The organism is Streptomyces cynarae (assembly GCF_025642135.1).
Lineage (GTDB): Bacteria > Actinomycetota > Actinomycetes > Streptomycetales > Streptomycetaceae > Streptomyces > Streptomyces cynarae.
The window spans coordinates 4,116,271-4,130,140 of sequence record NZ_CP106793.1 but is presented as its reverse complement, the minus strand read 5'-3'; the positions used below and the strand labels follow the sequence as shown (position 1 = coordinate 4,130,140).

Annotated in this window: 11 protein-coding genes and 1 riboswitch; of the genes, 9 read left to right on the top strand and 2 right to left on the bottom strand. The window is 70.7% G+C overall.

Annotated features, from left to right (window positions below; all coding sequences use genetic code 11):
• Nucleotides 1–74: 74 nt before the first annotated feature.
• Entirely contained in the window at nt 75–1,046 is a 972-nt protein-coding gene (locus N8I84_RS18870) for a glucosyl-3-phosphoglycerate synthase (RefSeq protein WP_263234807.1), read from the bottom strand.
• Between the two features lie 193 nt (nt 1,047–1,239).
• Nucleotides 1,240–1,383: riboswitch (SAM riboswitch) on the top strand.
• A gap of 18 nt (nt 1,384–1,401) precedes the next feature.
• Between N8I84_RS18870 and thrC the strand changes: the two genes are divergently transcribed.
• From thrC to N8I84_RS18825, 9 genes are all read left to right on the top strand, one after another.
• The gene (gene thrC / locus N8I84_RS18865; protein WP_263230634.1) at nt 1,402–2,682 is read left to right on the top strand and encodes a threonine synthase; all 1,281 of its coding nucleotides are present in this window, start codon (nt 1,402–1,404) and stop codon (nt 2,680–2,682) included.
• 52 nt (nt 2,683–2,734) lie between these two features.
• Nucleotides 2,735–3,010: a MoaD/ThiS family protein gene (locus N8I84_RS18860; RefSeq protein ID WP_200420951.1), complete on the top strand. Its 276-nt coding sequence runs from the start codon at nt 2,735–2,737 to the stop codon at nt 3,008–3,010.
• A 449-nt stretch (nt 3,011–3,459) separates the two neighbouring features.
• Nucleotides 3,460–3,663 carry a cold-shock protein gene (locus tag N8I84_RS18855; protein ID WP_004986573.1) on the top strand — a complete coding sequence of 68 codons (204 nt, stop codon included), beginning with the start codon at nt 3,460–3,462 and terminating at the stop codon, nt 3,661–3,663.
• A 352-nt stretch (nt 3,664–4,015) separates the two neighbouring features.
• A complete protein-coding gene (groL, locus tag N8I84_RS18850; RefSeq protein WP_263230633.1) occupies nt 4,016–5,641 on the top strand; it encodes a chaperonin GroEL in 1,626 nt (541 codons plus the stop codon).
• Nucleotides 5,642–5,851: 210 nt separating this feature from the next.
• Nucleotides 5,852–6,976, top strand: coding sequence for an NADH:flavin oxidoreductase (locus tag N8I84_RS18845; RefSeq protein WP_263230632.1), 1,125 nt, complete (start codon nt 5,852–5,854; stop codon nt 6,974–6,976).
• Nucleotides 6,977–7,196: 220 nt separating this feature from the next.
• Nucleotides 7,197–8,654 carry an MFS transporter gene (locus N8I84_RS18840; protein ID WP_263230631.1) on the top strand — a complete coding sequence of 486 codons (1,458 nt, stop codon included), beginning with the start codon at nt 7,197–7,199 and terminating at the stop codon, nt 8,652–8,654.
• Nucleotides 8,655–8,893: 239 nt separating this feature from the next.
• Complete coding sequence (locus N8I84_RS18835) at nt 8,894–10,342, top strand: carboxylesterase/lipase family protein (protein ID WP_390898918.1); 1,449 nt, start codon at nt 8,894–8,896, stop codon at nt 10,340–10,342.
• Nucleotides 10,343–10,446: 104 nt separating this feature from the next.
• Complete coding sequence (locus tag N8I84_RS18830; RefSeq protein WP_263230629.1) at nt 10,447–11,574, top strand: FUSC family protein; 1,128 nt, start codon at nt 10,447–10,449, stop codon at nt 11,572–11,574.
• An 83-nt stretch (nt 11,575–11,657) separates the two neighbouring features.
• A complete protein-coding gene (locus N8I84_RS18825) occupies nt 11,658–12,299 on the top strand; it encodes a DedA family protein (RefSeq protein WP_263230628.1) in 642 nt (213 codons plus the stop codon).
• Between the two features lie 175 nt (nt 12,300–12,474).
• Here the strand turns inward: N8I84_RS18825 and N8I84_RS18820 are convergent, their stop codons facing one another.
• The gene (locus tag N8I84_RS18820) at nt 12,475–13,845 is read right to left on the bottom strand and encodes a PTS transporter subunit EIIC (protein WP_263230627.1); all 1,371 of its coding nucleotides are present in this window, start codon (nt 13,843–13,845) and stop codon (nt 12,475–12,477) included.
• Nucleotides 13,846–13,870: the final 25 nt, after the last annotated feature.

The window sequence follows — 13,870 nt, the reverse complement described above, 5'->3', positions numbered from 1 at the left end:
AAAACGCTCAAACGTACGGTTCGGCCGTATGCGGAACCGTGTCCGTCACGTCCGGACGCCCGGCAGAGCATGATTCAGGCCACCTTTCGTTCCATGTACTCCGCGATCTCCGCCATCGGCGGCCTCTCCTCCACGTCCACCGAGTACGTGCGGGGCTGGAAGCGGCCCTCGACCCGTTCGAACTGCGTGAGGACCGGGCGGACCAGATGGCCCCGGGCCAGGCGGAGCTGGGCCGTGCGGTAGATCGCGGCGGCCATGCGGCCGAGCGCCTGGCCGTCCTGGTGGCGGTGCTTGCGCACACCGACGTCGACCTGGGCCAGTGCGTCCAGGCCCACCAGGTGCAGCGCGTCCACCAGCATGCCCAGCTCGACGCCGTACCCGACCGGGAAGGGGAGCCGTTCCAGCAGGGAGCGGCGGGCCGCGTACTCGCCGCCGAGCGGCTGGACGAATCCGGCGAGCTGCGGCCAGTGCATGTTCAGCAGGGGGCGCGCCATCAGTTCCGTGACGCGGCCGCCCTGTCCCGCGGTCCTGCCGGAGGCGGGCGAATCCGACTCGGTGCCGAGCGGCCGGTCGTACATCGCCTTCACCAGGTCCACGTCCGGGTCGGTGAGCAGCGGGCCCACGATCCCGGTCACGAAGTCCGACGAGAACTCCTTCAGGTCCGCGTCCACGAAGCAGACGATGTCCCCGCCGGTGACGAGCAGGGAGCGCCACAGCACCTCGCCCTTGCCGGGCACGGCCGGTATGCGCGGCAGGATCGTGTCGCGGTGCACCACCCTCGCGCCGGCCGCGGCGGCGACCTGGGACGTGCGGTCGGTGGAACCGGAGTCGACGACGACGATCTCGTCGACCAGCGGAACCTGCCGCACGAGGTCGTGGCGGATGACGGAGACGATCTCGCCGACCGTCTCCTCCTCGTTGAGCGCGGGCAGCACGACGCTGACCGAGGAGCCCGAGGCTCGTTTGGCGGCCATGATCTGGTGGAGCGGGCGATCGGTGACGGACCAGGAGCGGGTGCTCAGCCAGCGCTCGACTTCTTCCAGCACAGTCTGCGGCTCCTCACGTTCGTACGGGGTGGGGGGTGAGTCGGTGACGGTCGAACTGTCTCTCTTGTGATCCATCTCGCGGTTCGGACGACTATCTCAACTCTCCCGGCCGTCGGTTACAGTCTTGAACAACGCCGGTGACCATCGCATGTCGGGGTCCACCCCCGCCCGCCCCGGCGAAACAACCACATACAGCTCATCCAGAGGGGCAGAGGGACACGGCCCGGTGAAGCCCCGGCAACCCTCCAGTCGGCTCTCGTCTTCGCAGGCGGGGCTCCCGGCTAGGGAAGGTGCCAATTCCGTCTCACGGCGAGGTGCGTCGTGGGGAAGATGAGGAGAAAGGGCCTCGCCTGACATGGCTGTGCAGACAGTTGCAAGCACCACCGACTCCGTGAACCTCGGCCCCGCCGCGGCCCTGTCCTGCCGCGAGTGCGGCCACCGGGTGCCGCTCGGCCCGGTCTTCGCCTGCGAGGAGTGTTTCGGCCCGCTGGAGGTCGCCTACGACTTCTCGGGCTACGACACCGAGGAGCTGCGGAAGCGTATCGAGGCGGGCCCCGCGAACATCTGGCGCTATGCGCCGCTGCTGCCGGTCCCGGCGGACGTCGCCGACAAGCCGAACCTCAACCCGGGCTGGACCAAGCTCGTCAAGGCCGACAACCTGGCGCGCGAGCTGGGAGTCACCGGCGGGTTGTATGTGAAGGACGACTCCGGTAACCCGACGCACTCCTTCAAGGACCGCGTGGTCGCCCAGGCCCTGGAGGCGGCGCGCGTCTTCGGCTTCACCACCCTGTCCTGCTCCTCCACCGGCAACCTCGCGGGCGCGGTCGGCGCCGCGGCGGCCCGCGCCGGCTTCCGCTCCTGCGTGTTCATCCCGCACGACCTGGAGCAGGGCAAGGTCGTCATGGCCGCGATCTACGGCGGCGAGCTCGTCGGCATCGAGGGCAACTACGACGACGTGAACCGCTTCTGCTCCGAGCTGATCGGCGACCCGGCGGGCGAGGGCTGGGGCTTCGTCAACGTCAACCTGCGGCCGTACTACGCGGAGGGCTCCAAGACCCTGGCGTACGAGATCGCCGAGCAGCTCGGCTGGGAGCTGCCGGACCAGATCGTGGTGCCGATCGCCTCCGGTTCGCAGCTGACGAAGATCGACAAGGGTCTGCAGGAGCTGATCAAGCTCGGGCTCGTCGAGGACAAGCCGTACAAGATCTTCGGCGCGCAGGCCGAGGGCTGCTCGCCGGTGTCGACGGCGTACAAGGCGGGCCACGACGTCGTACGGCCGCAGAAGCCGAACACGATCGCCAAGTCGCTGGCCATCGGCAACCCGGCCGACGGCCCGTACGTCCTGGACATCGCCCGCCGCACGGGTGGCTCCGTGGAGGACGTGACGGACGAGCAGATCGTCGAGGCCATCAAGCTGCTGGCGCGCACCGAGGGCATCTTCGCCGAGACGGCGGGCGGCGTGACCGTCGGCGTCACGCGCAAGCTGATCGAGAACGGCGTCCTCGACCCGGCGAGGACGACGGTCGTCCTCAACACCGGGGACGGTCTGAAGACGCTGGACGCGGTGGCCGACACGGGGCTGACCGCGACGATCCGTCCCACCCTCGAGTCCTTCCGCGAGGCCGGTCTCGTCTGACCTCCGCCCGCCACAACCCACCAGCCGTACCCCGACCGGAGGTCATCCCCCGATGAGCGTCACCGTCCGCATCCCCACCATCCTGCGCACCTACACGGGCGGCCGAGCCGAGGTCGCCGCCGAGGGCGCGACCCTCGCCGAGGTCATCGCCGACCTGGAGAAGAACCACACCGGCATCGCCGCCCGCGTCCTGGACGACCAGGGCAAGCTGCGCCGTTTCGTCAACGTGTACGTGAACGACGACGACGTCCGCTTCGAGCAGGGCCTTGAGACCGCCACCCCGGACGGCGCGGGCGTCTCCATCATCCCGGCGGTCGCGGGCGGCTGACGGTCGTTCGGACGCGCGATCCTTACCCTCGGTAACGCAGGTAACCGAGAGTTCATCGAATTGCCCTCTCCGTGAGAGAAACGGAGGGGGCAATTCTGCATGGTTGAGCGGGGTACAGTTGGGGAACGCGCTCCCGGACTCCCCTTCCGGGTCCGCGATCAGCTGCCGCGCGCCCGACAAGAAGTAGCCAAAGTGTGCAGGGCTTTTGCGCCATTCATTCCCTTTGCCCGGCCCGACTTGCCCTGAATTCAGGCGAATTCTCCGTACATTCCCGACCGGTCGGACCCCGAATTCTCGTCCGATTGACCTGTTGCAGACGGCAGTTGGACAGATACATTCAGCCGCGGTCGACGCGTTCCGGCGCACGCCCCCAACCGTTGGGGGGTGAGGTCTGACCCGGATCCGCGAAGTGTGGATCTGTGCAAGGGCCAGTAATAGGGGAGTTAGGCATGGCTCAGGGCACCGTCAAGTGGTTCAACGCGGAGAAGGGGTACGGCTTCATCGCGGTCGACGGTGGTGCGGACGTCTTCGTCCACTACAGCGCGATCCAGATGGACGGCTACCGCACCCTTGAAGAGGGCCAGCGGGTCGAGTTCGAGATCTCGCAGGGTCAGAAGGGCCCGCAGGCGGACATGGTCCGCGTGACCGCCTGATACAACGCGCCGACGACTGAACTGTTCGACGTGTCGAGGGGCTCGTATCCCGTCCGGGGTACGGGCCCCTCGGTCGTGTCCGGCCACCGGCTCCTCCAGGGGGCGCGCAGCAGCGTCCACCTGCGGATCATGCTCCCGAGTTCACCCTCCGGTCCCCGAGAGCCGCTTGCACTCGGCAGGGGCGAGTGCTAATCATTGGCGTTAGCACTCTGAAGGTGAGAGTGACAACAGAAGGACCGGGTCGGTGAGGCCGCGGACCGGGTGGGGCAAGGAACCTCCGGTCGGGGCCGTCCGTCGCGGGCGCGGGCGCGGTCCGAAGTAATCACCCCCAGTCCTGGGAGGACCACTTCACATGGCCAAGATCATCGCGTTCGACGAGGAGGCGCGGCGCGGCCTCGAGCGCGGCATGAACCAGCTCGCGGACGCCGTCAAGGTGACCCTCGGCCCCAAGGGCCGCAACGTCGTCCTCGAGAAGAAGTGGGGCGCCCCCACGATCACCAACGACGGTGTCTCCATCGCCAAGGAGATCGAGCTCGAGGACCCGTACGAGAAGATCGGCGCCGAGCTGGTCAAGGAAGTCGCCAAGAAGACGGACGACGTCGCCGGTGACGGTACGACCACCGCGACCGTGCTGGCCCAGGCGCTGGTCCGCGAGGGCCTGCGCAACGTGGCCGCCGGTGCCAACCCGATGGGCCTGAAGCGCGGCATCGAGAAGGCCGTCGAGGCCGTCTCCGCCGCCCTGCTCGAGCAGGCCAAGGACGTCGAGACCAAGGAGCAGATCGCCTCCACGGCCTCCATCTCCGCCGCCGACACCCAGATCGGCGAGCTGATCGCCGAGGCCATGGACAAGGTCGGCAAGGAAGGCGTCATCACCGTCGAGGAGTCGCAGACCTTCGGTCTGGAGCTGGAGCTCACCGAGGGCATGCGCTTCGACAAGGGCTACATCTCGGCGTACTTCGCCACCGACATGGAGCGTATGGAGGCCGTCCTCGACGACCCGTACATCCTGATCGCCAACTCCAAGATCTCCTCGGTCAAGGACCTGCTCCCGCTGCTGGAGAAGGTCATGCAGTCGGGCAAGCCGCTGCTGATCATCGCCGAGGACGTCGAGGGCGAGGCTCTGTCGACCCTGGTCGTCAACAAGATCCGCGGCACCTTCAAGTCCGTCGCCGTCAAGGCCCCGGGCTTCGGTGACCGCCGCAAGGCCATGCTCGGCGACATCGCCATCCTCACGGGCGGCGAGGTCATCTCCGAGGAGGTCGGCCTCAAGCTGGACAACGCGACCCTGGACCTCCTGGGCCGCGCCCGCAAGGTCGTCATCACCAAGGACGAGACCACCATCGTCGACGGTGCCGGCTCGGCCGACCAGGTCTCCGGCCGCGTCAACCAGATCCGCGCCGAGATCGAGAACAGCGACTCCGACTACGACCGCGAGAAGCTGCAGGAGCGCCTGGCGAAGCTGGCCGGCGGCGTGGCCGTCATCAAGGCCGGTGCCGCCACCGAGGTGGAGCTCAAGGAGCGCAAGCACCGCATCGAGGACGCCGTCCGCAACGCGAAGGCGGCCGTCGAGGAGGGCATCGTCGCCGGTGGTGGCGTGGCCCTGGTCCAGGCGGCGCAGAACTCCTTCGAGAAGCTGGACCTCGACGGTGACGAGGCCGTCGGCGCCGAGATCGTCCGCAAGGCCCTGACCGCCCCGCTGACCCAGATCGCCGTCAACGCCGGCCTCGAGGGCGGCGTCGTGGTGGAGAAGGTCCGCAACCTCACCCCGGGCCACGGCCTGAACGCCGCGACCGGTGAGTACGTGGACATGATCGCCGAAGGCATCATCGACCCGGCGAAGGTGACCCGTTCCGCGCTGCAGAACGCCGCCTCCATCGCCGCGCTGTTCCTCACCACCGAGGCCGTCATCGCCGACAAGCCGGAGAAGGCCGCCGCGCCCGCCGGTGGCGGCATGCCGGGCGGTGACATGGACTTCTGATCCTTCCGAGGATCGGTACCAGTCCTTCCGTACGAGGGCGGCACTCCCTGTCTGTGGCAGGGGGTGCCGCCCTCGGGCGTGTCCGGGATCACGCGGGCGTCCCGCCCGGCCGGGAATGTGGGGCAGCGCATAGGCAGTTGCTTCAGAAGCTGCAACAATGCGCGCGCACATACCAGTCGGTTAACACAGCGATCCCGAGGAGCCCCTCACGTGACCGTCACCACGCCCGCCTCCCGCGCGGCCCAGATCCTGTCCCGTCCGATCGCGCTGGGTGGCCTCACCATCCCGAACCGGATCGTGATGGCGCCGATGACCCGCATGTTCTCCCCGGGCGGTGTCCCCGGTGAGGACGTGCGCTCCTACTACGCGCGCCGCGCCGCGGCCGGCGTCGGGCTGATCGTCACCGAGGGCACCTACGTCGGCCACGAGTCGGCCGGCAACAGCTCGCGCGTGCCCCGGTTCCACGGTGAGGAGCAGCTTGCGGGATGGGCGAAGGTCGCCGAGGACGTGCACGCGGCGGGCGGCACCATCGTGCCCCAGCTGTGGCACATCGGCATGGTCCGTGAGCAGGGGCAGAACCCCTTCCCGGACGCCCCCGCCGTCGGCCCCTCCGGCCTCGTCACCGCGGGCGCAGAGCCGACCGGCAAGGCGATGACCCAGCAGGACCTGGACGACGTCATCGACGCGTTCGCCCAGGCCGCCGCGGACGCCGAGCGCATCGGCTTCGACGGCGTGGAGATCCACGGCGCCCACGGCTACCTCGTCGACCAGTTCCTGTGGGCGGGCACCAACCGCCGCACGGACGCGTACGGCGGCGACCCGGTGGCCCGCACCAAGTTCGCGGCCGAGATCGTCGCGGCGGTCCGCGAGCGGGTGTCCCCCGACTTCCCCGTGCTCTTCCGCTACTCGCAGTGGAAGCAGCAGGACTACACCGCCCGGCTCGCAGAAACCCCCGAGGAGCTGGAGGCGATCCTCACCCCGCTCGCGGCGGCGGGCGTGGACGCCTTCCACGCCTCCACGCGGCGCTACTGGCTGCCCGAGTTCGAGGGTTCCGACCTCAACCTCGCGGGCTGGACGAAGAAGCTCACCGGCAAGCCGACGATCACGGTGGGTTCGGTGGGCCTGGACGGCGACTTCCTCCGCGCGTTCCAGGGCGAGGGCGCCCCGGTCAAGACCCTCGACAACCTCCTGGACCGACTGGAGTCGGAGGAGTTCGACCTGGTGGCGGTGGGTCGGGCGCTGCTCCAGGACCCGGAGTGGGCGAAGAAGGTCCTTCAGGGCCGCTTCGACGAGCTGGGCGCGTATGACGCGGCGGCGCTGAAGACCCTGCACTGACGGACGGGCGCTTCTGCACCGACGTACGGGTGCTGAAGACCCGCGCCGACGAACGGCAAGTGCGGCCCTTCGCCCTTCGGGGCGTGGGGCCGTACTCATGTGCGGCTCCGCCGCAGGGGGCTGTCCGGTCCCGTTCGCCGGAAATTCGTTTGCTTAAGTCAATCAATAGCTATAAGGTTGCCTAAGTCAAGTAGACCCATGCCCGACGGAGGCCTCCGACATGTCCCCCAACACGCCGCCGAGGCCGAACGCCGTCGTGGCCGTCCTGGCCTTCGCCGGCATCGTCGTCTCGTTGATGCAGACCCTGGTCATCCCGATCGTCCCCGAGCTGCCGCAACTGCTGCACGCCTCGTCGTCGGACACCGCCTGGGCCGTCACCGCCACCCTGCTCGCGGGCGCCGTCGCCACCCCTGTGATGGGCCGCCTCGGAGACATGCACGGCAAGCGCCGCATGCTCCTGCTCAGCGTGACCATGCTGGTGGCCGGATCTCTCACCGCGGCCCTCAGCGACTCCCTCACTCCGATGATCGTCGGACGGGCCCTGCAGGGTCTGGCGGCCGGTGTCATCCCGCTCGGCATCAGCATCATGCGCGACGAACTGCCCGCCGAGCGCCTGGGCTCCGCCACCGCGCTGATGAGCGCCTCCCTCGGTGTGGGCGGCGCCCTCGGCCTGCCCGCCGCCGCGGTCATCGCCGAGAACTACGACTGGCACGTGCTGTTCTGGACCTCGGCCGTCCTCGGCGCCGTGGCCGCCGTCCTCGTCCTCGTACTCGTGCCCGAGTCCAAGGTGCGCACCGGTGGACGCTTCGACGTGGTCGGGGCCCTGGGCATGGCGACCGGACTGGTGTGCCTGCTGCTGGCGATCTCCAAGGGTGCGGACTGGGGCTGGGGCAGCGGCACCACCATCGGCATGTTCGCGGCGGCCCTCGTCGTCCTGCTGGCATGGGGCTTCTTCGAGCTGCGCGTCAGGGAGCCGCTGGTGGACCTGCGCACCACCGCCCGCCGCCAGGTGCTGGTGACGAACCTCGCCTCGATCGCGATCGGCTTCGCGATGTTCGCGATGTCCCTGGTCCTGCCCCAGCTCCTGCAACTGCCCACGGCGACCGGCTACGGCCTCGGCAAGTCCCTGCTCACCGCCGGCCTGGTCATGGCGCCGTCCGGCCTGGTGATGATGGCCGTGGCACCGGTCTCCGCGGTCGTCTCCAAGACGCGGGGGCCGAAGACGACCCTGATGATCGGTGCCCTGATCGTGGCCGCCGGCTACGTGCTGAACATCGTGCTGATGGACCAGGTCTGGCACTTCGTCCTGGTCTCCTGCGTCATCGGCGCCGGCATCGGCTTCACCTACGGCTCCATGCCCGCGCTGATCATGGGTGCGGTGCCCGCGTCCGAGACCGGTGCCGCCAACAGCCTCAACACGCTGATGCGGTCCATCGGCACCTCCACCGCGAGCGCGGTCGCCGGCGTGATCCTCGCCAACATGACCGAGACCCTCGGGCCCGTCACCCTGCCCTCCCAGGACGGCTTCCGCACCGTCCTGGCCATCGGGGCCGGTGCCGCGCTCCTCGCCTTCGCCGTCGCCTCCTTCATCCCGCGCCGGCGTCCGGCCACCGGGCAGACACCGCCCGCAGCCGACGGTCCGGCCGGGCACGCGAAGGTCTCCGAAGCCAAGGCGTAGAGTCCAACTGATCGTCAGGTCGGGCGGTCGCGGCCCCGCTCCAGCGGGCTGTGCGGCCGCCCGGCCGTCCGTGCACCACGTGTTCCACGGCACCCGGACGAGGGGCCGTACCGGCGACAAGTTGGAGGTCACACGATGACGACAGCCGAATCCCGCACGCCGAGCGCCGACGACGAGACCGGGCCCGTGGTGCGCACCGCGGCGGCGCGGTGCGCGGGCGCCGGGAGGACGGTCTCGCGGTGTTCCGCGGGATACCGTTCGCCGAGCCGCCGGTGGGGGAGGGGCGCTTCCGGGCGCCCCGCCGGGTACGGGCCTGGGAGGGCACCCGGGAGGCGTACGCGTTCGGGCCGCCGCCCCCGCAGGAGACGGCCTTCCTGGGCCGTACCGGCGTCCTGGACGCGTCCCTCGGCGACGACTGGCTGACCGCCAACGTCTGGACACCAGACCCCGATCCGGCCGCCCGCCGCCCCGTGATGGTGTGGATCTACGGCGGCGCCTACAAACTCGGCCATGCGGGCAGCCCCGGCTACGACGCCCGGCACATCGCCCGCGACGGCGACCTCGTCGTCGTCACCTTCAACTACCGCGTCGGCATCGAGGGGTTCGCCCGCATCGAGGGCGCCCCCGCCAACCGCGGTCTGCTGGACCAGGTCGCGGCCCTGGAGTGGGTGCGGGACAACATCGAGGCATTCGGCGGCGACCCGGAGCAGGTAACCGTCTTCGGCGAGTCGGCGGGCGCCGGCTCCGTCGCCGCGCTGCTGGCCATGCCCCGCGCGGCCGGCCTGTTCCGGCGGGCGATCGCCCAGAGCGTGCCGGGCACGTACTTCTCCGACGAACTGGCCCGTGACCTCGCGACCGCCATCGCCGCGGAGGCGGGCCTGCGCCCCACGGCCGCCGACCTGTCGGCCGTGGACCCGCGCCGGCTGACCGACGCGGGTCAGGCGCTGAGCGCGAAGATGCTCCAGCACCAGGACCGCTGGGGACAGGTCGCGCCGACGGTGACCCCCTTCTCGCCGGTCGTCGACGGCGAGGTGCTGCCCACCACACCCTGGCGGGCGCTGGCGGACGGGGCGGGCCGGGACGTCGAGCTGATCACCGGGCACAACCGGGAGGAGTACCAGCTCTTCCTGGTCCTCGGCGGCATGCTCGGCCGGATCACCGACGAGCAGGTGACGGGAGCCCTGCGCCTGTTCGCTCCGGGCCCGGACGGCGAGGCCGCCTACCGCGCAGCGTTCCCCGACGCCGCGCCCGACGAGCTGTACGAACGGATCCAGTCGGACTGGCTCTTCCGCATGCCCACCCTGCACCTGGCCGAGGCGCAGGTGGCCGGGGGCGGCCGTGCGTACGCGTACGAACTGACCTGGCCGGCGCCGGGCAGCGGAGGCGTCCTGCGCGCCTGCCACGGTCTCGACATCCCGCTGTTGTTCGGCACGTTCACGGCGGACCTCGGCTCCCTGCTGTTCGGGGACGGGGAACCCGGCCCGGAGGCCGAGGCGCTGGCCTCCCGCTTCCGCACCTCCTGGACCACGTTCGCGAGGACGGGCGACCCGGGCTGGCCGGCGTACGACGCCGAGCGCCGGCTGGTGCAGGTGCTGGACGTGGAGCCGACGGTCACCGCATACCCGGAGGAGGCGTCGCGGCGCATCTGGGAGGGGCACGAGTTCCCGGCGCTGCCGCTGCTGCGCTGAGCCGGTACCCGCTCCGGAACCGGCCACCGCAGCTCACCTGCGGCCGAAGGGGAATTCATCGCGAGCCCCGTGGCACCTGGGTTGCCATGAGAGGGAAGCGAACGGTGATCCAGCCGGTGTGGCACTGGCTGCAGACGGCCGGCCAGGCGGTGCGGCGGGCCTGGGAGGAACCCGGCCGGGAGCGGGACATCGTCGTCCAGGCGCTGAAGGCGGCGCTGGCCGCCTGGGTGGCCTGGGCCGTGGCGGGCTGGTGGCTGAAGGCCCCGGTGGCCTTCGTGGCGCCCTGGGTGGCGGTCGTCCTGGTGGAGTCGACCGTGTACCGGTCGATCGCACGCGGGCTGCAGCAGCTCGCGGCGATCGCCACCGGCACGGTCGTCGCGACAGGGGTGGCACTGCTGCTGCACAACACGATGACCGCCATGGCGCTGGTGCTGCCCACGGTGGTGCTCCTGGGTCACTGGCAGCGCCTGGGCAGCCAGGGCATCTACGCGGCCACCGGCGCGCTGTTCGTCCTGACCAACGGGCAGGTCACCCTCGCCACCTCGGCCGCGCGGATCGCCGAGGCGGTCTTCGGCGCCCTGGTCGGGATCACCGTCAACGCGCTGATCCGGCCCCCGGTCTATCTGCGCGACAGCCGGGCGGCCCTCCAGGACGCCGCGGGGGAGGCCCACGACATCCTCCAGGCGGTGGCCGACGGGATGGCCGAGGACCGGTGGGACGCCGACGAGGCCGCCACCTGGCACGAGCGGGCGCTGCGCCTGGAACGCCTGGTGGAACAGGCCCGCTCCGCGATCGGCTGGAGCCGGGAGAGCATGCGCGTCAACCTCCGCCGCCGCTCACGCGCACTCTCCGCGCCGGGCAAGGACTACGACGACGCGGTCGTGGTCCTGGACTACGCCGCCGTGCACACCGCCGGGGTCACCAGGGCGGTCCTGGAGGCCGCGTCCGAGGACCGCCCGGCGGCCCGGCCGGACCCCTCCGCCGCCCGCCGCTACGCCGACTTCCTGCACCAGACCGCGCAGGCGCTCCAGCTCTACTGCGACAGCCGCTTCGGCACCCAGGACGACCACGAGCTCCGCCAAGCCGTGCGCAAGCTGCGCGACACGCATGACGAACTGCGCCGGCACCTGGCCTGCTCGGTACCGGACGACCCCGGCGAGGTCGCCACCTACGGCACCCTGCTCACCCAGGCCCGCCGCCTGGTCGACCAACTCGTCGCCACGGAAGCCTGACCGTCCCGCTCGCGCCGCGCGGCCGTGCAGGACCATGGAAACCGGTGCCGACAGCTCATGCCCAGCCGCACGGGAGACCGCCGATGACACAGCCCCCGCTTCCCGGAGTCCTGGCCGACGTCGCCCCGATCCTGGACCACTGGGGCTACCTGGCGGTCGCCGGCCTGGTGTTCATCGAGGACTTCGGCGTGCCCGTGCCCGGCGAGACGATCCTGATCGTCGCCGCCGTCTACGCGGGCGCGGGCCGGCTGAACATCGTCCTGGTGGCGGTCATCGCCTTCTGCGCCGCCGTGCTCGGTGACAACGTCGGCTACGCCATCGGCCGCTTCGGCGGCCACAGGCTCGTCGAGCGCTACGGCCGCTACGTGCTGCTCACCCCGGCCCGCGTGAAGAAGGCGGAAGGCTTCTTCATTCGGCACGGGGGCAAGGTGGTCACCGTGGCCAGGTTCATCGAGGGCCTGCGCCAGGCGAACGGGATCATCGCCGGGATGGCCGGAATGTCCTGGCGCCGCTTCCTGGCCTTCAACGCCCTGGGCGCGGCCCTGTGGGTCGGCGCCTGGGTCACGTTCGGCGGCCTGGCCGGAGCCCACCTGGACACGCTGTACCCGGCGATCCAGCGCTACGAGCTGTACCTGCTGATAGCCATGGCCGTACTGCTATTGATCCTCATCGGTCGCCATGTGCACCGGCGCCGCAGCGACGCGGCGCCGCAGCCGGACCGGTGAGCAACGCGCGGACGGCACTCGACCAGGACTCGTGGGTGCCCTGGACCGGTGCTCGGACGAGCCGTCGACGCGCACCGGGTGCCCGCGCGCAGTGCGACATTTTCCCGAGGACTGTTGCACTTCGCGCACCGCACACCCGGAGCGGCCCGCGATGGTGACGCCTCGCACCTACGGGCTACGTCCGCCGCGTGAAGCCGAACGCGTAGGTCGTCGCGAAGCCCACCGCGTACCCCGTCAGCAGCCCGCCTCCGTAGATCGCCGCCGTCACCCCCGGCCCCCTGTTCCCTGCCAGCAGCGGGAACAGTGCCCATCCGGACGGTCCGATCGCCGTCGCGCCCACCTTGTAGCCGAGCATCGCGAAACCGCCGACGAACGCTCCGCCCGCCGCACCGCCGACGCACGCCGTGAGGAACGGGCGGCCGAGCGGTAGCGAGACGCCGTAGATCAGGGGCTCGCCGACGCCCAGGAGGCCCGCGGGGAGGGCCGAGCGGATGGTCGTACGGAGGGAGAGGTCGTGGCGGAGGCGGACGTAGACCGCCAGGGCCGCGCCCACCTGTCCCGCGCCCGCCATCGCCAGGAGGGGGAGCAGGACCGTGGAGCCCTGCTGTTCGATGAGGGTGGTGTGGATCGGGATCAGGGCCTGGTGCAGGCCCAGCATCACCAGGGGGAGGAACATGCCGCCGAGGACCAGGCCCGCTGCCGCGCCCGTGGTCGACAGGAGCCAGTTCGCCGCCGTGCCGATGGCGCTCGCCGCCGCTCCGGCCGCGTACATCAGGACGTAGAGCGTCACCAGGCCGGGGACCAGCACCGTGAGCGTCGGGGTCAGCAGGACGTCCAGGGTGGCCGGGACCCAGGTGCGGCACCACTTCTCGACGCACGTCGCGAGGAGCGCGGCGGCCAGGGCGCCCAGCACCCCGCCCTGGCCGGGGGCGAGGGCCGCCCCCAGCACGGTGACCTTGGCGACCCCGGGGTAGACCACGACCGCGGCGACCGCGCCGCCCAGTACCGGAGTGCCGCCGAACTCCTTCGCCGTGTTGTGGCCCACGAAGACCGCGATCAGGGCCATGAAGGCGGAGGAGAGGGTGGTGAGGGCGGGGGTGACGGACGGCAGCAGGCGCAGGTTGAGGAGCAGGCCCGTCGCGCCTGCGATGACGCCGCATCCGATGAGGGCCGGGATCAGCGGCACGAAGACGTTCGCCACGCGACGCAGGAGGATCTTGCCGGGAGTGGCGTTGCGCTGCCGCCGGGCCTCCTTCAACGCGGCTCCCCGCGCGGCCGGTTCATCGGCGCTCGTACGGACGAGGACCTCGAACTCCGCCGTGACCTGTGCGGCCTTCCCCGGCCCGAGCACGATCTGGTACGTGTCGTCGTCCACCACTCCCAGCACCTCGGGCAACGCGCGCAGGGCGTCCTCGTCCACGAGGGATCGGTCGGTCAGGCCCAGCCGCAGTCGGGTCATGCAGTGGGCGACGGAGGTGACGTTCGCGGGGCCGCCGACCAGGGGGAGCAGCGCGGCGGCGGTGGCGGCGTATGAGGTACTGGGCACGGGTCGAGGGTGCGGTCCGTGAAAG